A 20,927-nucleotide genomic window follows, 5' to 3' on the forward strand; every position below is an offset into this window, starting at 1 on the left:
GGGCCGCTGGCGGAAGGAACCCGCCGCCTGACACGCGCTGACACCGGCGCCCGTTTCCTGGGGATTTCCCCGTCCTGCGCTGTCAGCGTTCTGTCAGACCGGTTGGTCAGACTTGACAGCAGACGTTGACATCTGGAGGAGCGATGACTGACGCCATCCGCGCGGAGGGCCTGGTCAAGCAGTTCAAGGGCAAACGGGCCCTGGACGGCGTGGACCTGAGGGCCAGGACGGGGGCCGTGCTGGGCGTCCTGGGACCCAACGGCTCCGGGAAGACCACGACGGTGCGCATCCTGGCGACCCTGCTGCGCCCCGACGAGGGGCACGCCGAGGTGGGCGGCTTCGACGTGGCGCGCCAGCCCCACGAGGTGCGCCGCCTGATCGGGCTGACCGGCCAGTACGCGGCGGTCGACGCCGACCTGACCGGAACCCAGAACCTCGTGCTCATCGCCCGGCTGCTGGGCTTCGACCGGGCCGGGGCGCGGGCGCGCTCGGCGGAGCTGATGGAGCGCTTCGAGCTCTCCGACGCCGCCGACCGCCCCGCCAAGACCTACTCGGGCGGCATGCGCCGACGGCTGGACCTGGCCGCGAGCCTGGTCGGCCGCCCGTCGCTGCTGTACCTGGACGAGCCGACCACCGGCCTGGACCCGCACAGCCGCAACGGGCTGTGGGACGTGGTGCGCGGGCTGGTCGACGACGGTGTGACCGTCCTGCTCACCACCCAGTACCTGGAGGAGGCCGACCAGCTGGCCGACGACCTCATGGTGCTCGACCACGGCCGGGTGATCAGCGAGGGCACGCCCGAGGAGCTCAAGAGCCGGGCGGGCAACCAGGTGCTGGAGGTGCGCACCGTCGAGACCGGGCAGCTGTCCCTGGCCACCAGGATCATCGAGGCGGTCACCAGCACCCCGGTGTCCTCCGACGGGCTGCTGGCCAGCGTCCCGGTCACCGACTCGGCGGTCCTGCCCGAGGTGGTGCGCCGCCTGGACGAGCAGGGCGTGGCCGTAGCCGAGCTGTCACTGCGCAAGCCCAGCCTGGACGAGGTCTTCCTCGCCCTGACCGGGCACGCCGCCGAGGAGGAGGCCCCCCGGGGGGCCGTTGACGAAGGGACCAGAGCATGAGCGCCGTGACGACCCGGACGCCGTCGTCGCGGGAGGACACGCCGACCACCCCGGAGCGGATCAGTCCGCTGATCACCGTGCGCAACGGCCTGCAGCTGGCCACGCGCAGCGTGCTGAAGATCAAGGCCAACCCCGAAGAGGTCTTCGGGCTGATGCTGCAGCCGGTCATGTTCGTGACCCTGTTCGTCTTCGTCTTCGGACAGGCGATGATGGGCGACTGGCAGACCTACCGCGACTTCCTGATGCCCGGCATCATCGCCCAGTCGGTCATCTTCGCCACGCTGGGCACCGGCTTCTCGCTGAGCGAGGACGTGGAGAAGGGCATCTTCGACCGGTTCCGGTCGCTGCCCATCGCCCGCTCGGCCCCGCTGACGGGCGCCATCCTCGGCGACCTGGTCCGGTACTCGATCACCGTGGTGATGGTGCTGGTGGTGGGCCTGGCCATCGGCTTCCGCCCCGAGGGCGGCGTGGTGGGCGTGGTCGTGGCGGCCGCCCTGGTGCTGCTGTTCGCGTTCGCCCTGTGCTGGATGTCGGCCTTCATCGGCATGATCGTGCGCACCCCCATGGCGGTGCAGGCGTTCGGGATGATCCTGATGTTCCCGCTGACCTTCAGCAGCTCGGCCTTCGTCAGCCCCGACAACATGCCCAGCTGGCTGCGGGTGGTGGCCGCCAACAACCCGGTCACCCACGTCGTGGACGCCATGCGCGCCCTGATGCTGGGCTCGGGCGATGCCACCGGCCCGGTGCTGTGGACCGTGGTGTGGGCCGCGATCATCACCGCGGTCTTCTTCCCGCTGGCCGTGTGGGCCTACCGGCGCCGCACCTGACCCGCTCCCGGTGAGAACCCCTCGCGCGGCCGCCCCGGGGTGCCCGGGGCGGCCGCGCGCCGTCCGGCGGCGCCCCCTTCGTGCGGGGGACGGTCTCCGAACGGCCTACCCGCACCCCGCCGGAGCGCGAACGCCCCGCCGGAAGCCGAACGCCGCGGGCACGGCGGGCGAGGGGTCAGGGGCGCTCCGCGCCACCGGGCGCGTCCCCGGCCAGCCAGGCGTCCACGAGCCCGTGGACCCTGTCGGCGCTCATGCCCCGGACCCCGGCGAGGACGAGGCCGTACTCCCGCTCGCCCAGCTCCCGGCGCGCGCTCTCGCGGGCCCGCACCACCAGGGGCGTGGCGGTGTCGGGCATGCCGCGCAGCACCTCGGCGCAGGCCAGCAGCCAGGCGCCGCGCCGCGGGTCGTCTCCGACGGCCAGCACGGCGAAGGTGTCCAGGATCTCCGCGCACACCGGGCCCAGGCCGTGGTCGGCCAGCCGCCACGCGAGCCGGGCCTGCTCCCAGGCCTCCCCGGTGTCACCGGCCTTCCAGGCGACGGTGGTGTACAGGGTCCGCCAGCCCGCCTCCACGTAGACGGGCGAGAACCCGCCCAGGCCCTTGAGGTCCTCGCCCGCCCGGTCCAGGACCGCGCGGGCCGCGTCCGGTTCCCCCGCGTCCCGCAGCCACTGGCCCTCGGCCAGGCGCAGCAGCACCATCTGTTCCCTCTCCACGGGCCGCTCGGAGCCGAGGAGCTCCCGCAGGTCCGCGCGCGCGGCCTCCAGGTCGCCGATGTCGGTGAGGACCTGGGCCCGGCGGACTCGGAACATCCAGTCCAGCGCCTCCAGCCCCGCCTCCTCGGCCCTGCGCACGCCCAGGGTGAGCAGGTCGCGGCAGCGGTCGAGGTCCTCGAACCGGTACAGGTCCACGGCCTGGACGAGCGCCTGGCACTCGCCCCAGGTGTCGCCGCACGCGCGGAACTGCTCCAGGGCGGCGTTCGCGCGTTCCATGGACGGCCCGGTGCGCCCGTTGACCGCGTCGAACAAGGACAGCAGCACCCCCACGAGGGCCCGCATCCACGGGTCGGCCTGGTCGGCCGCGGCGGCGAGGCGTTCGTGGGCGGCACCGGTCGTCCCCTCCAGCAGCGCCCTGTAGACCAGGCCGTAGACGAGCATGTGGTGCTCCTCCGGCCGCTGACCCGCCTGTTCCAGGACGGCCTCGACCCCGCGTATGCGCTCCAGCACCGTCTCGTGGTCGGTGGTCGTGTCGGCCCGCTGGAACAGGCAGCTGGCGTAGGCCACGGCGCGCCCCTCGGGCACCCGGTCGCCGACCATGTCCAGGACGTCCACGGCCCAGTGGTGGAGCTGGCGCCAGGAGCCGCACAGGGTCCAGTACCACTGGGTGCACTCGACCAGGTCCAGTGCCAGCGCGCGGTCCCGGCGCTCCACGGCCCAGCGCACGGCGGCGCCGCAGTTGTCGGCCTCGGCGGCCAGGCGGGCGAGCAGCTCCCCCTGGCGCGGGCCGCGCAGCAGCGGGTCGGCCCAGCACCACAGGTCGCGGACGTGGCGGGCGTGCGCGTCGCGCACGCGCTCCTCCTCTCCGCTCCGCGCCAGGCGTTCGGCGGCGTAGGCGCGCACGGTCTCCAGCTGCCGGTAGCGGGGCGGTGTGTCGTCGCGGTCGGGGTTGTCGGCGATCACCAGGGACTTGTCGACCAGGGCGAACAGGACGGTCCACGCGTCGTGGCCGCCGATCTCCCCCTCGGTGCCGGGGTCGGCGCAGACCCGCTGGACGGCCTCCAGGGTGGCTCCCCCGGCGAAGATCGACAGGCGGCGCAGCAGGCGGCGCTCGGGTTCGTCGAGCAGCTCCCAGCTCCAGTCGACGACGGCGCGCAGGGTGCGGTGGCGCGGCAGAGCCGACCGGGCGCCCCCGGTGAGGAGCCGGAAGCGGTCGCGGAGCCGGTCTGCGAGCTGGGCGGTGCTCATGGAGCGCAGGCGCGCGGCGGCCAGCTCCAGGGCCAGCGGCAGGCCGTCCAGCTCGCGGACGACCCGGACGACGTGGGCGACGTTGTCGGGGGTGACCCGAAAGCCGGGGCGTACGGCGGCGGCGCGTTCGGCGAACAGGACGACCGAGGAGCAGGCGGCGGCCCGGTCGGCGGAGGCCCCCTCGGGCGGCATGTCCAGGGAGGGAACGGTCAGGAGCTGTTCGCCGGGCACGCCCAGGGGTTCGCGGGAGGTGGCCAGGATCCGCAGGCCGGGGCAGCGGGCCAGCAGCGTCGCCACGGCGGGGGCGACCTCCTCGACGATGTGCTCGCAGTTGTCCAGGACGAGGAGGACGGGGCGGTCGCCGACGAAGGAGACCACCCGTTCCAGGAGCGGGACGAGTGCGGCGGGCCCGGCGGGGGACGCGGAGCGCGCCTGGAGCACGGCGTGCTCGCGCAGTTCCAGCGCGGAGGCCAGGGTCTGGGGCACGTCCGCGGCCGTCCTGGAGGCGAGTTCGACGAACCAGCCGCCGCGGGAGAGCAGGGAGGGCGCCCGCGCGGCCAGCGCGGAGGCGCTCTCGATCGCCAGGCGGGTCTTGCCCGCGCCGCCGGGGCCCAGCAGGGTGACCAGGCGCTCGCGGGTGAGCAGGTCGACGGCGGTGTCCACCTCGGCGTCGCGCGGCACGAAGCTGGTCAGGGCGGCGGGCAGGCGCAGGGGCGGGGCCGGAAGCGGGGAGGGCTCGGCGGAGGGGGCCGCGTCGAGTTCGCCGCGCAGCAGCCTCAGGTGCAGGTCGCGCAGTTGGGGCGAGGGGTCGAGGCCCAGCTCGTCGGCCAGATGGGAGCGGAAGCGCTCGTAGGCGGCCAGGGCGTCGGCGGTGCGGCCGGTGGCGGCCAGCGCGCGCACGAGGAGCGCGAGGGGGCCCTCGCGGTGCGGTTCGCGTCGGCACAGGGCCTCCGCCTCGGGCAGGACTTCGGCGTGCAGTCCCAGGTCAGCCAGGGCGCTCAGCCGGTCCTCCAGGGCCGCGCGGCGGGTCTCGGCCAGGCGCAGCGCCGTGTCCTCGGCCAGGCCGTGCGCGGTCAGGTCCGAAAGGGCCGGTCCGCGCCACAGGGCGAGGGCATCGCCCAGGTCGCGGGCGGCGTCGGCGGCCCTGCCCGCGGCGAGCCCGGCCCGCCCCCGTCTGACCAGGGACTCGAACTCGGTCAGGTCCACCTGTCCGGGTTCGACCGCCAACCGGTACCCCGAGGCGTCCCCGTCGATGCGCGCGCCCTCGCCCAGCGCGCGGCGCAGGCGGGAGACCAGGGCCTGGAGGGCGTTGCCCGCCGACGCGGGCGGGCTGCCCGCCCAGACCGCGTCGGTGAGCTCGTCGTTGGCGATCCGCTGGCCGGGCCGGAGCAGGAGGAGGGTGAGCAGCGTGCGCAGGCGCGCGCCGCCGATGGCGACGGGCCGCCCGGTCGCGTCGTGGACCGCCAGGGGCCCGAGGATGGAGAACCGCACCGACCCATGATCACCGATCGTACGGACGAACGCTCTCCGTGAGGGTTCGCCCCCGTCCCGTTCCCGCCGGACCGCGACCGGCGGGGCGCGGTCGGCGGGGCGCGGTCGGCGGGGCTCGGCCGCGACAGCGGGGCCCGTACGCGGGCCGCGGCGTCCCGCGCGGGAGCGCGCGAACGCGGACGGGAGACCGAACGCCCGCCCGACCGCAGTAGGGTTCGCTGGGGAACGTGTCGTCGGCGCCCGCCCTGCGGAGCCGCCGTTCCCCCGCCGGTCCGGCGCCGGGTCTCCTCCGAGCGCCGCACCCGCGTCACCGAGATGTTCGCCTCCACGGCCCGAAAAGCAGGAGTCCCATTGTTCCCGGCCCTCCCCTTCCCCCGGACCACCGGTGCGCCGCGTGCGGCCCGCCCGTCCCCCGGTACGCGCGCCGGCGCGGTGGCGGCCGGGGCCGTCGTGGTACTGACCACGGGCTGCGGGATCCTCTCGCCCGCGCAGAACGGCGACATGCCCGACGACATCAACGTCACGAGCCCGCTGATGCAGGAGGGGGAGCCGCTTCCGGCGGCCTACTCCTGCGAGGGCGAGGCCGAGACCACCGCGGAGGGCGAGGGCGACACGGGCGGCTCCGAGGACCCCGAGGAGGCCCAGCAGGCGTACTCGCCGCCGCTGAGCTGGTCGGGGCTTCCCGACGAGGCCGGGTCGATCGCCCTGGTGATGGACGACCCGCAGGTGGCGCAGGTGTTCTGGGTGGTCTACGACCTGGACCCCGAACTGGTCGAGCTGCGCCAGAACACCGTTCCGGCCGACGCCAAGCAGGGCCAGAACAGCATCGGCGAGTCCGCCTACGACCCGCCCTGCCCCGAGCCCGACGAGGCCTACGAGTACCGGTTCACCGTGTACGCCCTCCAGGGCCCGCTGGACCTGCCCGAGGGCGCGACGCTGAGCGCCTCGCTGGAGGCGATCGCGGACCAGGCCGTCGCGCGCGGTTCGCTGGTCACGCGCAGCGAGTGACATAGTTCACCGCGGGCGCTGCCTCCGGAACGGCCCCGGACGACCCGACGGAACCGGGGCCACGGTGATTCCTGGAGGAAGCTCCCGTAGCCCTCTGCACACGGAGCACGACAACGCATACAGTGGGTCTGTGCCCCCCGCCCCATTTCAGATGACCGATACTCGTCCACTCGCCGCGCGGCGCCCTGACCCGAAACCGCACCGGACCGCCTGCGTCCCCCCGCGAGCGCAGGCCGAACCCACCGGATCACCGCGGTCCCCGGAGGTCACCGCCTCCCCTCGACCGGCCTCCTCTCGGCCGGTCACCGGTGCGACCCGGGCGCGGCCGACCTCCCCAAGGTAGTGCGTACACCATGACCGTCACCGTCATCATCATCATCGCCGTCATCGTCGTGCTCGCCGTGCTCGTGCTCCTGCTGCTGGGCATGCGCGCGCTGAGCTCCGGCTCCCGCGAGGACGACTACGACGACGAGTACGAGCACGAGGACGCCGAGGGCGACGACCGCGACGAGGAGCGGCCGCGCGGTCGCGGGCGCGGTCGGGAGCGGGCCCGCGGCGGGGATCGCGGACGCGGCGGGGGCCGGGGTCGCGACCTCGACGAGGACGAGGACGACGAGGAGCCGGAGTCGCGCGGACGCGGCCGCAGGTCCCGTCCGGGCGGCGGCGCCAAGGCGGAGCGGCGGCCGCGGGGCAGGCGCAAGCTCGACGCGGACTGGGACGACGATGACGACTCCCTGTCCGACAACGACTTCTGGTCGAGCCTGGGCGAGGACGGCCCGGCGCAGCGGCCCTCCGGTGCTCGGGACGGGCGCGGGGACCGGGACTCCGCCGTCACCGTGACCGCCCACGAGTACGAGGACGACGACTACGACGACGGGTACGGGGACTACGAGGGCGAGGAGGCGTCCGGGCCCCCCGGAGCCACCACGGTCATGCCCGCCGCGGGAGGCCGCGGGAGCGGCGACCCCTCCGCCGACCTGGCCGTGCTGGCCAGCCTGGGCCAGGGCAGCGGACCCCGGCCGGCGGAGGACGACGCGGAGGAGCCGTCGCGGGGCCGGGGCCGCAGGCGGCGCGGGGCCGAACCGGCCGGCGAGGACGAGCGCGCCCTGCCGCCGGGGGCTCCGCCGCGTTCCGCGCTCCCCCCCGCGCGGGAGTCCACGCCCCCGCAGGGCGTCCCCCAGCCCTCCCAGCCGGCCGCACCGGCCGCCTCGGCCCCGGACGACCCCCTGGGCACCGGTTCGTGGTCGCCCCGTTCCTCCTACTCGCCCTCCTCCACCGATCCGTTGGGCTCCACCACCGGCGCGCACGACCCGCTGGGGGCTTCGTCCGGCACGCGCGACCCGCTGGGGTCCTCCCCGGGGCGCGACCCTCTCGGCGGGTCCGGTTCCGTTCCGTCGACGGGGGACCCGTTCCAGGGCCGCTCGTCCTACGACAGCGGGTCGATGAGCCGCTCGGACTACCCGGGGACCGCCGGTGCGCGGAGCGCGCCCCCCGCCGATCCGCTCGACCCGGCGTTCCGGCCCCCGGCCCAGGACGCGGGCACGATCTCGCCGATATGGTCCAGCATGGACACCGGCGCGCACCAGCGCTCCGAGCTCGGCTTCGGCGGCGGACAGGGCGGCGCGGGCACGGGCCAGACCCCTCCGGGCGGCGCGGGCGATCCCGCCGACCCGCTGAGCGGCGGTTACCGGCCGCGGCCGGAGTCGTCCCACACCACCGGCACGCACCAGCGCCCGGCCTACGACACGGGGTCCCACCAGCGTTCGGCCTACGACACCGGCGCCCACCAGAGGTCCTCCTACGACACCGGAGCGCATCAGCACTCGTCCTACGACACGGGCGCCCACAGCCACGCCGACTACGGCGTCCCCGGCACCGGACGACCCGAGTACGACACCGGCAACCACACCCGCCCCTCCTACGACACCGACTCCTTCAACCGCAACGACTACGACACCGGAACCCACCACCGCTCCCCCTACGACAGCGGGACGCACCAGAGGTCCTCCTACGACACCGGGGCACACCAGCACTCGTCCTACGACACGGGCGCCCACAGCCACGCCGACTACGGCGTCCCCGGCACCGGACGACCCGAGTACGACACCGGCAACCACACCCGCCCCTCCTACGACACCGACTCCTTCAACCGCAACGACTACGACACCGGAACCCACCACCGCTCCCCCTACGACACCGGCGCCCACAGCCGCCCGGTCCAGCCGGACCCCAACCCCCCGCTGTGGGGCGGGCAGCCCGCCTACCCGTCCGCGTTCCCCGGTGAGGCTCCCGGGTACCCGCAGGGCGGTTACCCGACGGGCGGCTACCCGGTGGACCAGGTGCGCGAGGACGCCCCGGCGGGCTACGGCGAACAGGCCCCGTTCGGCTACCCGGCCGCGGACACCGGCGGCTACCCCGGCGCCCCGGGCGGCTACCCGTCCGGCGGCCAGCCCCAGCAGCCGCAGCAGCCCGGCTACGGCGGCTTCCCGCCCGCTCCGGGCTGGCAGTCCGGTGAGGAGGAGCGGCACCCCGGCGGGCCGCAGGCGCCGGGGCCGTACCCGGCCGACCCGCACGACCCGCACGACCCGCACGGCCACGGCCGCAACCGTTACGAGGGCGGGTACGAGGACGGCCGCTTCATCTGATCTTCCGGACGTCCGCAACACGCGGTAGCGACCCTTTTCCGGCCCCCTGGTCGCACGAGAGGTACATCACTTCACACCCCGAGGCGGTGGGCGAATCCACCACCTCGGGGTTTTCTCTGTCCGGATTTGTCCACAGGACATGTGAAGACAGGAAAATGGTTACCGAACGAACAACAGACCGTAACACTCCGTGGCGAAAAATGGCTACAGTTGGTGATTGTCAGGGCACTCTTAGGGACGTCCTCTCATCCCGCGTTTGCACGCGCACCCCCCGGACCGGACACCGCAGTCCCCGTGCGCCCACGCATCACTTGCCTGGTCCAACCCGAACGGAGTAACCATGCGCAACGACGCCCAGGGGGTAAAGCCCGAGAAGCCGCCCGCGGCCTCATCCGGGTCCCACGCCGACCGCCGGAAGGGGATCGCCGCCGACGTCGGCGCCTCGCTGGTGGTCTTCCTGGTCGCCGTCCCCCTGTCCCTGGGGATCGCCGTCGCCTCCGGCGCCCCCCTCATCGCCGGGATCATCGCCGCCGTGGTCGGCGGGATCGTCGCCGGACTCGTCGGCGGGTCCGTGGTCCAGGTCAGCGGCCCCGCCGCCGGTCTGACCATCATCGTCGCCGACCTGATCATGACCTACGGCTGGCGGGTGACCTGCCTGATCACTCTGCTGGCCGGGCTGGTCCAGCTCGCCCTCGGCGCCTTCCGCATCGCCCGGGCCGCCCTGGCCGTCTCCCCCGCCGTGGTGCACGGCATGCTCGCCGGAGTCGGCGTCACCATCGCCCTGGCCCAGCTGCACGTGGTCCTGGGCGGGGAGCCGCAGAGCTCGGCGGTGGCCAACATCGCCGACCTGCCCCACCAGATCGCCAACAACCACACCCCGGCCGTCGCGGTCGGCGTCATCACCATCGCGATCATGTTCACCTGGAACAAGCTGCCCTCCCTCGGGCGGCTGCGGCCCGCCGTGGTGCCCGCCGCGCTGGTCGCCGTGGGCACCGCGACCCTCATCTCCACCACGAGCGGCTGGCAGGTGCAGACCGTCGTCCTGCCCGGCTCCTTCGCCGACGCCTGGAACGGCCCGATGCTGCCCGAGGCCGGGCAGTGGGACGGCATCGCCCTGAGCGTGGCCGCCGTGGCCATGGTAGCCAGCGTCGAGTCCCTGCTCGCCGCGATCGCCGTGGACCGCATGCACAGCGGCCGCCGGGTGATGCTCAACCGCGAGCTGTGCGGCCAGGGTGCGGCCAACACCATCAGCGGCGCCCTGGGCGGGCTGCCGGTGGCCGGTGTGATCGTGCGCAGCACCACCAACGTGCGCGCCGGGGCGCGCAGCCCGCTCTCGACCATCCTGCACGGCGTGTGGATCCTGCTGTTCGTCGCCCTGTTCGCGCACGTGGTCGAGCTGATCCCGATGCCCGCGCTCGCGGCGCTGCTGGTGTTCATCGGCGTGCAGATGGTCTCGGTCGCCCACCTGCGGGACCTGCGCCGCCACCACGAGGCCAGCGTCTACCTGGTGACCCTGTTCGGCGTGGTGTTCCTGGGACTCCTGGAAGGCGTGTTCATCGGCTTCGGGCTGGCCCTGATCGTCTCCCTGCGCAGGCTCACCAAGCTGACCGTGACCACCGAGGAACGCGACGGCCGGGTGCACATCACCGTGCACGGCTCGCTCACCTTCCTGGGCGTGCCCCGGCTCGCGCACGTGCTGCGCACCGTCCCTGCGGGCTCACGGGTCGACCTGGACCTGCACGTGGACTTCATGGACCACGCCGCCTTCGAGTCCATCCACGCCTGGCGGGTGGACCACGAGCGCACCGGCGGCAGCGTCGACATCGACGAGGTGCACGAGAAGTGGTACACGCACAGCTCCAACCAGTCCGCGCCCGCCGCCAAGACCGCGCCCGGCGGCCTGGCCCGCTGGTGGGCGCCCTGGGGCATGCGCGGTGACGGCGAGCGCGAGGTGAACGCGCTGGGCCTGCTGGCGGCCGGCGCCCGCGAGTACCACTCCAGCACGGCCGACCGGATGCGGTCGGTGATGAGCCGCCTCTCGCACGGCCAGAACCCGACCGCGCTGTTCATCACCTGCGCCGACTCGCGCGTGGTGCCCAACCTCATCACCGCCAGCGGGCCCGGCGACCTGTTCACCGTCCGCAACATCGGCAACCTGGTGCCGCCGCGTGAGGCCACCGACGACCAGTCGGTGGGCGCGGCGATCGAGTACGCGGTGAACGTGCTGCGGGTGCCCTCGATCGTGGTGTGCGGCCACTCGCACTGCGGCGCGATGCAGGCGCTGATGGACAAGGCGCACCTCGAACCCGGTGAGGTCCAGACCTCGCACCTGCGCGGCTGGCTGTCCAACGGCTCGGAGAGCCTGGCGCGGGCGGGCGGGGAGTCCGGCGCCCTGACGGGCCTGCCCGTCGCGGAGGCGCTGCGCCGCCTGTCGCAGGCCAACGTGGAGGAGCAGATCGGCAACCTCATGAGCTACCCGGTGGTCCGCGAACGGGTGGAGGCGGGAGAGCTGACCCTGACGGGGATGTACTACGACCTGGAGACGGCGAGGGTGCACCTCCTGGACGCCGGAACGGGGGAGTTCGTCCCCGTGCAGGACGTCCAGGACGTGAACGACCCCGTGCCCCACCCGAGGACGGATGCGGACCACGGGGATCAGCTGGTGGAGGAGTCCTCGTCGGGCGCGTCGTCGCGTCCGTCCTGCTGAACGCCTGAGGCCTGGTAGGAGGCGAGCAGGACGATCACCACGATGGCCACGACCGGCAGACCGAAGAGAGCCACCCAGAAGGCGGTGGAGTCGAACAAGAGTCACCCATTCCCGTGAACGCGGATGCCCGCTGGGTCCGACCCCGGACGTCGGCCCACGGGCGTACGCGCTCCGGAGCTCGCCCGGGGTAGGGAGCGCAGGGGCCAATCTATCGGTGCCCGCGGGCACGGGGCCATCACCGGCGGGCTGTAGGACTGTACCCGTGCCCCAGGAGGGGCCCCTGGGCTCCGGGCCGAGCCGCCGACGAACAGAGGCGCGGCCTCCGGCACCGCGCCCGGGGCCACGCCGCCGGAACACCACGGGTGGGGCCCACCGTTCCGCTCCTGGGCTCCGGTTGATCCGCCGTCCGGGACAGAACCGGAGCACGGCCGTCTCACCCGCGCGAAGCGCCCGGTCAGAAGGGTGTGTGAGGGGGAGTCGGCCGGTAAGCCGGATTCTGTCGGTTCCGAGGAACCGGGCGGCCATCCATCTGGGACCGCCGTTGCCGACGGCCTCGGTGCGGTCTACCCGCGGACTCGGGCGGGCCGCCCTCGAACATCCGCGCGGGAACCCGAAGGCTCCCTTTTTGACCTTGCTCCGGGTGGGGTTTACCGAGCCGACCGGATCACTCCGGCCGCTGGTGGTCTCTTACACCACCGTTTCACCCTTACCACCGCGAGCGGTGGCGGTCTGCTTTCTGTGGCACTGTCCCGCGGGTCGCCCCGGGTCGGTGTTGCCGACCACCCTGCCCTGTGGAGTCCGGACTTTCCTCGAACACGCGCACCAGGCGCGGTCCGCGACCGCCTGGCCGACTCCCCTCGCGGCCCATTCTACGCCCGCCGCGGCGGCCCCGCTCCCCCTCGGGAGCTCACTCCAGGTGGGCGGTGTCGTTGAGGGAGCGCACCACCATGGGCCCGTCGGCGAACACGTCCACCTCGGTCAGGCACGCGGTGTCCAGGTGCATCCTGTACAGCGCCTCCAGCGGGGCGAGCAGGGCCTGCTGCACCAGCGCCTTGATGGGGGTCACGTGGGTGACCACCAGGACGGTGCGCCCCCGGTGCCGCTCGACCAGGGCCCGGCGGGCGGCGGCCACCCTGCGCGAGGCCGCCGCGAAGCTCTCCCCGCCGGGCGGCGCCGTCTCCGGGTCGGCCAGCCAACCGTCCACCGCGGCCGGGGCCTGCGCCCGCGCCTCGGCGAACGTCATCCCCTCCCAGTCGCCGAAGTCGGTCTCGACGAACCCCTCGTCGATCTCCACCGCCAGCCCGAGCGCCTCTGCCGCGTACGCCGCGGTGTCCCTGGTGCGGCGCAGCGGGGAGGACACCACCGCGTCGAAGGGCCGCGGGGCCAGGCGGCGCGCCGCCGCCCTGGCCTGCGCGTGCCCGTCCTCGGTCAGCGGGATGTCGCCCCGGCCCGCGAAACGGCGCTCCACCGACAGCGGCGTCTGCCCGTGCCGCAGCAGGACGAGCCGGGTCGGCGCGGTGTCGGGCGGCGCCCCCCAGCCGGTGCTCACTGCTCGGTCCGGCCGCCCAGCCCCGACTCCTCGGTGCGGACCAGGATGCGGCGGCAGTCCTCGCAGCGCACGACCTCGTCGGCGGCCTGGGCGCGGATCTCGTTGAGCTCGACGGTGCTCAGCGCGAGCTTGCAGCCCCCGCAGCGGCCGTAGCGCAGCGGCGCCGCGCCCACACCGCCGTACTGGGCGCGCATCTTGTCGTAGAGGGCGAGCAGGTCGGCGGGGATCTCCTCGGCCACGCGCTCGCGGTCCTGGGTGGCCCGGGTGCGGTCCCACTGGATCTCGGCGGCGGCGGTGTCGCGGCGGGCCACGACCTCGGTGTGCTCGGCCACGACGCGCTCGCGCTCGGCGGTCAGGCGGGCCACCGCGGTGTTGAGCTCCTCGGCGCGCTCCATCACCTCCAGGACGATCTCCTCCAGCTCGGCCTGGCGGCGGCCCAGCGAGGTGATCTCCGACTGGAGGTTCTGGAGTTCCTTGGCGTTGGTGATCTGCCCCGACTCCAGGCGCTTGGCGTCCCGGTCGGCGCGCGTGCGCACCTGGTCGACGTCGCTCTCGGCCTTGCGCTGCTGGCGTTCGACGTCGGAGACACCGGTCTGCGCGGTGATCAGCTCGCTGTCGATCTGGTCCACCCGCTCCTTGAGCCGGGCCGCCTCGGCGACCTCGGGCAGGGTGCGCGCCCGGTGGTCCAGGCGCTGGAGGTCGGTGTCCAGGTCCTGGAGGGTGAGGAGTCTGGCCTGTGCGGCGGGTTCGGCTTTCACGTGTGACGTCTCCTGTGATGGCTGGGGAGGGCGAGTACGCCGCCCGCGCTCTACTCTGTGCAGTTTGGTCGGCGGTCCCGCGGGGCCCGTGGTCTCTCTCAGACGTGTGAGACGGCCTGTGACCAGGCGTCCGTGACCGTCGTCGAGACGCGGACCTCCACGTTAGCCCCATCCGGGCCGCCCGCGCGCCCGAGTGCGTCGACCAGGTGGCGCGCACCGTCGGCCAGCCAGGGCCACTCGCTGGCGAAGTGGGCGGTGTCGACCAGGGCGGGACCGCCCGGGTTCTCCACGAACTCCGAGGCGGGGTGGTGGCGCAGGTCGGAGGTGACGAACACGTCCACGTCGGCGGCCCGGGCCGCGCCGAGCAGGGAGTCCCCCGCTCCCCCGGACACCGCGACGGTGCTCACGAGGCGGTCCGGGTGCCCCGCGACGCGGATCCCGGCGGCGGTGGCGGGCAGTCCGCGGGCCACCTGCTCGGCGAACTCGCGCAGGAGCACCGGCCGGTCCAGGGCGCCGATCCGGCCGATGCCGCGGCGCCCCTCGGGGTCGGTGGCGTCGGGGTCCAGGGGCCGCAGCGGCCCGGTGACGCCGACCGCGCGGGCCAGCGCGTCGGACACGCCGGGCGAGGCGGTGTCGGCGTTGGTGTGCGCGGTGTACAGGGCGGTCCCCGACCGGATGAGCCGGTGCACGATCCGCCCTTTGGGGGTGTCGGCGGCCACGCTGGTGACACCGCGCAGCATCAGCGGGTGGTGGGTGATGATCAGGTCGGCGCCCCAGGTCAGGGCCTCGTCGACGACCGCGTCGACCGGGTCGACGGCGAACAGCACCCGCGCGACCGGCTGCGCGGGGTCGCCCGCCACCAGCCCGACCGCGTCCCAGGAGGCGGCCCACGCGGGCGGGTAGACCCGCTCGAAGGCGGCGGTCACGTCGGACAGGGTCAGGTGCGCGGAATCGGTGTTCACGGCCCCGACCCTAGCGCTCCCGCGACCGCCGGTGGGCCGCGGCCGGTCGCGGTTCACCGGCGGTCGCGGTTCACGGGCGGGACAGGCGCGCGCCGACGTCGCGCAGGCGCTCGGCGACCCCGGGCGGGGCGTCCAGCGTGAAGGGGACGCCCAGGGCCAGGGCCGCCGCCGTGTACTGGCACACCAGGTCGAGGGAGTCGGCGCTGATCCGGATCCGGCAGCGGTGGTCGTCCAGCGGCTCGACCCGGCCGGGCAGGGGGCCGTGGAAGCGGCTGAGGAAGGCCTCGGGGGACAGCTCCAGGGTCAGGTGCGCGGTGTGGCTGTAGACGCCCGCGGCGAACAGGCGGGTGAGGAAGGCCGCCGGGTCGGGCGCGGGCAGCGGTCTCGGCTCGAACCGCCGGTGCGTGGGGCGCGGGCCGCTGGCCCGGTCCACCCGGAAGGTGCGCCAGTCGTCGCGGTCGGTGTCGTGCGCGATCAGGTACCAGTGCCCGCCGTGGGAGACCAGGTGGTGCGGCTCGACCCGGCGCGCTCGGACGTTGCCCTCCCGGTCCCGGTAGTCGAAGTCGGTGACGGCGAGGTCGCGGCAGGAGGAGGCCAGCACCCCCAGGACGGAGGGGTCCACACCGGGGACGTCGGGGTGGGGCACCGCGCTGGTGGCGCCGCCCACGGCGGCCAGCCGGGGGCGCAGGCGGGCGGGCAGGACGCGTTCGAGCTTGGCCAGGGCGCTCAGCGCGCTGTCCTGGAACCCGGTGGCGGTGGCCAGGCCCAGGGCGATGGCGACGGCCTCGTCGTCGTCCAGCAGCAGCGGGGGCAGGTCCCGCCCGGAGGCCAGACGGTAGCCGCCCGCCACCCCGGGCGTGCCCTCCACCTGGTAGTCGAGCCCGCGGAGCCGTTCGACGTCGCGGCGCAGGGTGCGGGCGCTGACGCCGAGCCGCTCGGTGAGCTCCGCGCCGCTCCACTCGCGCCGGACCTGGAGCAGGGACAGCAGCCGCAGCAGCCGCTGCGGCATCTCCCGGCGTACGGATTCGCCCATGAACGCAGACTGCCAGAGATCGCGGCCACGTTGTGACCGCATGGGTTCCTACGGTGGTCGGCATGAACGAGAACACGGGCACCACGAGCACGACGAGCGACACGGACACGCCGAGGGACCTGGCCCGGCGGGTGAGCGGACCGGTGCACGCGCCCGGGACCGACGCCTACGACGGGGCCCGCACGGGAACGCAGCTGCTGGACCGGCACCGGCCCGACGCCGTGGTGGAGCCGGTCGACGCCCGGGACGTGCGCGCCGCCGTCACCTGGGCCTCGCAGCGGGGCCTGCGGGTGACGGCCCAGCTGACCGGGCACGGGCTCGGCGCTGGCATGGCGGGCGGCGTCCTGCTCGCCACCCACCGCATGGACAGGGTCCGGGTGGACCCCGACCGCGGCACGGCGTGGGTGGAGGCCGGGGCCACCTGGCAGACGGTGCTCGACGCGGCCGCCGAGCACGGGTTGGCGCCCCTGTCGGGCAGTTCCCCCGCCGTGGGCGCGGTCTCCTACACGCTCGGCGGCGGCGTGGGGCTGCTGGCCCGCCGGTACGGGTTCGCTGCCGACCACGTGCGGCGCGTGGACCTGGTCACCGCCGACGGCCGCCTGCGGCAGGTCACCGAGGAGGGCGAACCGGACCTGTTCTGGGCGCTGCGCGGCGGCGGCGCGGGCGCGTTCGGCGTGGTCACCGGCATGGAGATCGACCTGTTCCCGGTCCCGCGGATCTACGGCGGGAGCCTGCTGCTGGACGCCGGAGCGGAACCGGGGGCGCTGGAGGCCTGGCGGCGGTGGGCCGAGTCGGCGCCCGAGGAGATGACCTCGGGGGCCTCCGTGATGGTCTACCCGGACATGGAGGGCGTGCCCGAACCGGTGCGCGGCCGCCAGGTGGCACAGGTGTCGGTGGCCTGGTCGGGTTCCCCGGAGGAGGGGGAGAAGGTGGTGGAGCCGCTGCGCTCGGCCGCCCCGGTACTGGCGGACACCCTGCGCGAGATGCCCTACGGCGAGTCGGGCGCGGTCTTCGACGAGCACCAGGACCGGGCGGGGTTCCGCGGCCGCAGCGTGCTGGTGGACCGGCTGGACGCGGAGGCGCTGGCCGAACTGATCCGGATGACGGGCGGGGCGCCGTTCTTCTGCGTGGTCTGGCTGCGCCACCTGGGCGGGGCGCTGGCCCGGGAGCCGCGGGTCGCCAACGCCGTCGGGCACCGGGACGCCGCCTACGCGCTGACGGTGCTGACCTTCGCCGAGACCGGGGACACCGAGGGGATGCGCGACCTGCGCGAGCGGGCCGCGGCGCTGTTCGGGCCGCACGCGGTGGGCCGCTCGTCCACGCTGGGATTCGGGCCGATGGAGGAGGACGAGGTCCGCGAGGTCTTCGACGAGGACGACCGTGCGCGGCTCGCCCGGGTCAAGGCCGAGTACGACCCGCGCGCGGTGTTCCACTCCAACCGGCCGATCCCGCCCGGAGGCTGGTGACCGGGGCGCGACCCGCACCGGAACCGCCGCCGGGAGCGGTGAACGCTCCCGGCGGCGGCCGCGCAGGACCGCGGTCCACCTGCCGGGCGACGCTCCACCGGAGCGGCGGCACCGGCCGCGCACGCGGACCCGCGAAGCGCGGACGGACAGCTCGGGGGCGCCCAGCCGTCCCGGGCGGGCCGGTGTGAGCACCGGCACGGACCGACGGCTCCGACCGGCCTCTAGGCTGGTTGGGCTATGGAGAACAGCGAGCAGCAGCGGCCCACGTCCCCGGTCGGCGCACACGTCCCGGTCGCGGGCGGCATGGCCGACAAGGGCCTGGCCTACGCCGAGGAGATCGGCGCGGAGGCGGTCCAGGTCTTCGTGTCCAACCCGCGCGGGTGGGCGACCAACGGGGGCGACCCCGCGCAGGACGCGCGGATGCGCGAGCGCGTCGACCTGCCCCTGTTCGTGCACGCCCCCTACCTGATCAATCTGGGCACCCCCGGTGAGGAGACCGCCGAGAAGTCGGTGCGCTCCCTGGAGCACGCGCTGCGCCGCTCGGCCCGGATCGACGCGCTGGGGGTGGTCGTGCACACCGGTTCGGCCGTCTCCGGCGGGCGCGAGGCGGGTCTGGCGCGCACCCGCGAACGGCTGATGCCGCTGCTGGAGAGGCTGGGCGAGGACGTCCCGCCGGTGCTGCTGGAGCCGATGGCCGGTCAGGGCCAGGTGCTGTGCGCGACCATCGACGACCTGGCCGCCTACCTGGAGGTGCTGGAGTGGCACCCGCGGGTGGGCGTGTGCCTGGACACCGCGCACATGTTCGCCGCCGGGCACGACATCTCCACGGTGGAGGGCATGCGCGCGGCCCTGGACCGCTTCGGCGAGGCGGTCGGCGCCGACCGGCTGAGGGTCGTGCACTGCAACGACTCCAAGGCCGCGTGCGGCAGCTGCAAGGACCGGCACGAGAACATCGGCGCCGGGCACATCGGCGCGGAGCCGTTCGGCGAGCTGTTCCGCCACCCGGTGAGCGCCGGTGTGCCGCTGATCCTGGAGACCCCGGGACCGGCCGGTCCGCACGCCGCCGACGTGGCGACGCTCAAGAAGCTGCGCGGGGCCTGAGGGACGATCGTCGGGGCGGTCAGTCCCGCTCGGCCGCGCTCCCGTCCGACCTGCCCTCGGCCTCGGGCAGGACCGGGAAGAGGGCGGTGTCCACCTGGACGACGTCGGTGTCGGGATGGCTCTCGGGGGTCCGCCCCTGGAAGCGTCTCCCCCAGGAGCCGAGGAAGTCGTTGAGCGCGTCGGCGAACTCGGCCGCCTCCTCCGGGGTCATCCGGGCGTGGCTGGTGGAGTCGTTGGCGGCGTCCTTCCACCTGCGCACCGCGGGCAGGTCGGGACTGTCGGAGACCAGCGTGGTCCAGTCCGCGAACCGCCTCTGCTTCTGCTGGTAGAGACGGCCGAGGACGGCCTGGGCGGCGACCCGGGTCTCGGGGTTGCTCAGGAACTCGTGCCCGGACATGCTCCAGCCGCCGGGCCGCATCCGCCACCAGCGCTCGCGTCCGCCCGTGCGTCCCGGTTCGTTGTCGATGAACCCGTAGCGCGAGAGCTGGCGCAGGTGGTAGCTGGTGGCGCCGCTGCTCTCCCCCAGGCGCTGGCCCAGGATGGTGGCGGTGGCCGGGCCGTTCAGCCTGAGCTCGTCCAACAGGCGGGCGCGCAGGGGGTGGGCCAGGCCCCGCAGGGCCCGGGCGCTGACCCGCATCTGCTGATGGGAGTCGGCGGGGACGTCGGCGTCGTCGTCGGTCATGGCCCTCACCGTACTGGGGGATCCCCTTCGCAAACAGTTCGCCGCAAAGCCCTCTCGGCGCTGCTGACACACGTGTGGCCCTCCTGAGGTGCGGCGGGGTCAGCGCCCGTCGGCGGCGGACGCCACGGCCTCGTCGCACAGCCGCGCGCACTCGGCGACGGACCCGCGGAAGACCAGGGGCGTGACCACCATGACCAGCCCGCCGACCAGGAAGGGCAGGGCGAGGTCGACCCGGCCCAGCAGACCGCCCAGCAGCGCGCCGACCGGGGACAGCCCCCACCCGACCATGCGGAAGGCCGCGGCCGCCCGACCGCGCACGTGGGAGGGGACCACGGCCTGGAAGAACAGGGAACCGGACACGTTGGTCACCGTCATACACAGACCCAGCACGCCCCAGGCGAGGGCGGCGGACCAGGCGTTGGGCACCAGGCCCACCGCCAACAGGCACGCCCCCATCCCCAGGTAGCCGCACATCATGGCCGTCCTGCGGCCGAGGCCCGCGACGAGCCGGGAGGCCAGCACCGCCCCCAGAACGCCTCCGACCGCGATCGACGCCAGGAAGAGCCCGTACAGGGCCTCGGGAACGCCCAACACCTTCTGGGCGTAGAGGACCAGCACCGAGGTGGCCATCTGGGTACCGATCATCATTCCGGCGTTGTTGAACGCCAGGCCCCGCGTCGGCGACTGCCCGAAGACGTAGGAGAAGCCCTCCCGCAGGGAGCGCAGGACGCCCCGGCCGGACTCCGTGCCCTCGCCGCTGTCCGCGGCGTCGGTGGACCCGGCGAGGTCGGGAACCCGCCGCAGCATGAGGGCGACGGTCGCCACCAGCACGGCGCACAGGGCGTAGGACAGGGCCGTCCCGGCCACGGGCAGGGCGGCGGCGACCGCGAAGAGCACACCGGCGACGGGGGTGGCCACACAGTCCTGGGCGACCAGGCGGCCGCCCTCCAGCCTGCTGTTGGCGCGGTCCAGCAGGCGGCCGGGCACGATCCGCGACACGGTGATCCGGGTGACGGGGTCGGTGACCGTCTCGCAGCAGATCACTACGAAGATCGTGGCGTACAGGGCCCACAGGGTGGCGCCGCCGGTGGCGATCAGCACGGCCAGGGCGGTGACGGCGATCGCGGCGACCGTGCTGGAGACCGTCATGGCGCGGAGGCGGTCGACCCGGTCCAGCAGCACGCCCGCGAACGGCGCGACGAGCAGCCAGGGCAGGAAGCGCGCCACCACCAGCCCGGAGACGGCGAGCGGGTCGTGGGTGAGGGTGGCGGCGATCAGCGGCAGGGCGGTGGCGAGCATGCCGTCGCCGAGGTTGGTGAGGGTTCCGGCCGCCCAGAAGCGGTGGAAGAGTCCGCCGAGGCGTTCGGTGCGCGGCGGTGCGGCGGAGGGTTCGGTGGTCATGGGGGTTCTCCTGTGTTCGGGGGTGCCACCACCGTAAGACAAAGCTTTCTTTGCAAAGAGATACGTGCAGAGCTTTCTTTGCATTACTTTCGGGCGCGCCGCCGTCACCCCTTGACAGGAGCGCGGCAAAGGAACCTCCCCGCCACGGGAAGCCCTTCATGGGCGACAATGGAGGTCGTACGCCCCGGGCTCCGGGGCGGGTCCCGGCTCAAGGAATGA

15 protein-coding genes and 1 other RNA gene are annotated in these 20,927 nt (G+C 74.2%); 7 read left to right on the plus strand and 9 right to left on the minus strand.

Annotated elements, in window-relative coordinates; genetic code table 11:
- Nucleotides 1-143: 143 nt before the first annotated feature.
- Together AC0VX6_RS18490 and AC0VX6_RS18495 are read left to right on the plus strand one after the other, a co-directional pair.
- A complete protein-coding gene (locus AC0VX6_RS18490; RefSeq protein WP_248771170.1) occupies nt 144-1,118 on the plus strand; it encodes an ATP-binding cassette domain-containing protein in 975 nt (324 codons plus the stop codon).
- Complete coding sequence (locus AC0VX6_RS18495) at nt 1,115-1,945, plus strand: ABC transporter permease (protein WP_475465405.1); 831 nt, start codon at nt 1,115-1,117, stop codon at nt 1,943-1,945. The genes AC0VX6_RS18490 and AC0VX6_RS18495 overlap by 4 nt, the downstream gene beginning before the upstream one ends.
- Nucleotides 1,946-2,120: 175 nt before the next feature.
- Here AC0VX6_RS18495 and AC0VX6_RS18500 read toward each other — a convergent pair whose 3' ends face one another.
- Nucleotides 2,121-5,396 carry an AfsR/SARP family transcriptional regulator gene (locus AC0VX6_RS18500; protein ID WP_475465406.1) on the minus strand — a complete coding sequence of 1,092 codons (3,276 nt, stop codon included), beginning with the start codon at nt 5,394-5,396 and terminating at the stop codon, nt 2,121-2,123.
- A 351-nt stretch (nt 5,397-5,747) separates the two neighbouring features.
- Between AC0VX6_RS18500 and AC0VX6_RS18505 the strand changes: the two genes are divergently transcribed.
- From AC0VX6_RS18505 to AC0VX6_RS18515, 3 genes are all read left to right on the plus strand, one after another.
- Complete coding sequence (locus AC0VX6_RS18505; protein ID WP_274973924.1) at nt 5,748-6,404, plus strand: YbhB/YbcL family Raf kinase inhibitor-like protein; 657 nt, start codon at nt 5,748-5,750, stop codon at nt 6,402-6,404.
- A gap of 353 nt (nt 6,405-6,757) precedes the next feature.
- Nucleotides 6,758-9,049, plus strand: a complete 2,292-nt coding sequence (locus AC0VX6_RS18510; protein ID WP_475465408.1) for a hypothetical protein — start codon at nt 6,758-6,760, stop codon at nt 9,047-9,049.
- Nucleotides 9,050-9,389: 340 nt separating this feature from the next.
- On the plus strand, nt 9,390-11,756 hold the full coding sequence (locus tag AC0VX6_RS18515; protein ID WP_475465410.1) for a SulP family inorganic anion transporter: 2,367 nt from the start codon (nt 9,390-9,392) through the stop codon (nt 11,754-11,756).
- Here AC0VX6_RS18515 and AC0VX6_RS18520 read toward each other — a convergent pair.
- The 6 genes from AC0VX6_RS18520 to AC0VX6_RS18545 form a co-directional block, all read right to left on the minus strand.
- Entirely contained in the window at nt 11,705-11,854 is a 150-nt protein-coding gene (locus AC0VX6_RS18520) for a hypothetical protein (protein WP_013153920.1), read from the minus strand. The genes AC0VX6_RS18515 and AC0VX6_RS18520 overlap by 52 nt on opposite strands.
- A 371-nt stretch (nt 11,855-12,225) precedes the next feature.
- Nucleotides 12,226-12,611, minus strand: an RNA gene (gene rnpB, locus AC0VX6_RS18525) — RNase P RNA component class A.
- Between the two features lie 52 nt (nt 12,612-12,663).
- Entirely contained in the window at nt 12,664-13,305 is a 642-nt protein-coding gene (locus tag AC0VX6_RS18530) for a histidine phosphatase family protein (protein WP_274973927.1), read from the minus strand.
- A complete protein-coding gene (locus AC0VX6_RS18535; RefSeq protein WP_274973928.1) occupies nt 13,302-14,063 on the minus strand; it encodes a zinc ribbon domain-containing protein in 762 nt (253 codons plus the stop codon). The genes AC0VX6_RS18530 and AC0VX6_RS18535 overlap by 4 nt, the downstream gene beginning before the upstream one ends.
- Nucleotides 14,064-14,161: 98 nt before the next feature.
- Entirely contained in the window at nt 14,162-15,025 is an 864-nt protein-coding gene (locus AC0VX6_RS18540; RefSeq protein WP_475465411.1) for a Nif3-like dinuclear metal center hexameric protein, read from the minus strand.
- A 70-nt stretch (nt 15,026-15,095) separates the two neighbouring features.
- The gene (locus AC0VX6_RS18545; protein ID WP_274973930.1) at nt 15,096-16,058 is read right to left on the minus strand and encodes a helix-turn-helix transcriptional regulator; all 963 of its coding nucleotides are present in this window, start codon (nt 16,056-16,058) and stop codon (nt 15,096-15,098) included.
- 62 nt (nt 16,059-16,120) lie between these two features.
- On the opposite strand from AC0VX6_RS18545, the gene AC0VX6_RS18550 reads away from it, so the two are divergent.
- On the plus strand, nt 16,121-17,524 hold the full coding sequence (locus tag AC0VX6_RS18550; protein WP_475465413.1) for an FAD-binding oxidoreductase: 1,404 nt from the start codon (nt 16,121-16,123) through the stop codon (nt 17,522-17,524).
- 237 nt (nt 17,525-17,761) lie between these two features.
- Nucleotides 17,762-18,625, plus strand: coding sequence for a deoxyribonuclease IV (locus tag AC0VX6_RS18555; protein WP_475465415.1), 864 nt, complete (start codon nt 17,762-17,764; stop codon nt 18,623-18,625).
- A 19-nt stretch (nt 18,626-18,644) separates the two neighbouring features.
- On the opposite strand, the gene AC0VX6_RS18560 is transcribed toward AC0VX6_RS18555, so the two are convergent.
- Complete coding sequence (locus AC0VX6_RS18560) at nt 18,645-19,307, minus strand: winged helix-turn-helix domain-containing protein (RefSeq protein WP_274973933.1); 663 nt, start codon at nt 19,305-19,307, stop codon at nt 18,645-18,647.
- 99 nt (nt 19,308-19,406) lie between these two features.
- The gene (locus AC0VX6_RS18565; RefSeq protein ID WP_274973934.1) at nt 19,407-20,708 is read right to left on the minus strand and encodes an MFS transporter; all 1,302 of its coding nucleotides are present in this window, start codon (nt 20,706-20,708) and stop codon (nt 19,407-19,409) included.
- Nucleotides 20,709-20,927 lie beyond the last annotated feature (219 nt).

It is taken from the genome of Nocardiopsis sp. iso_25, from assembly GCF_056173305.1.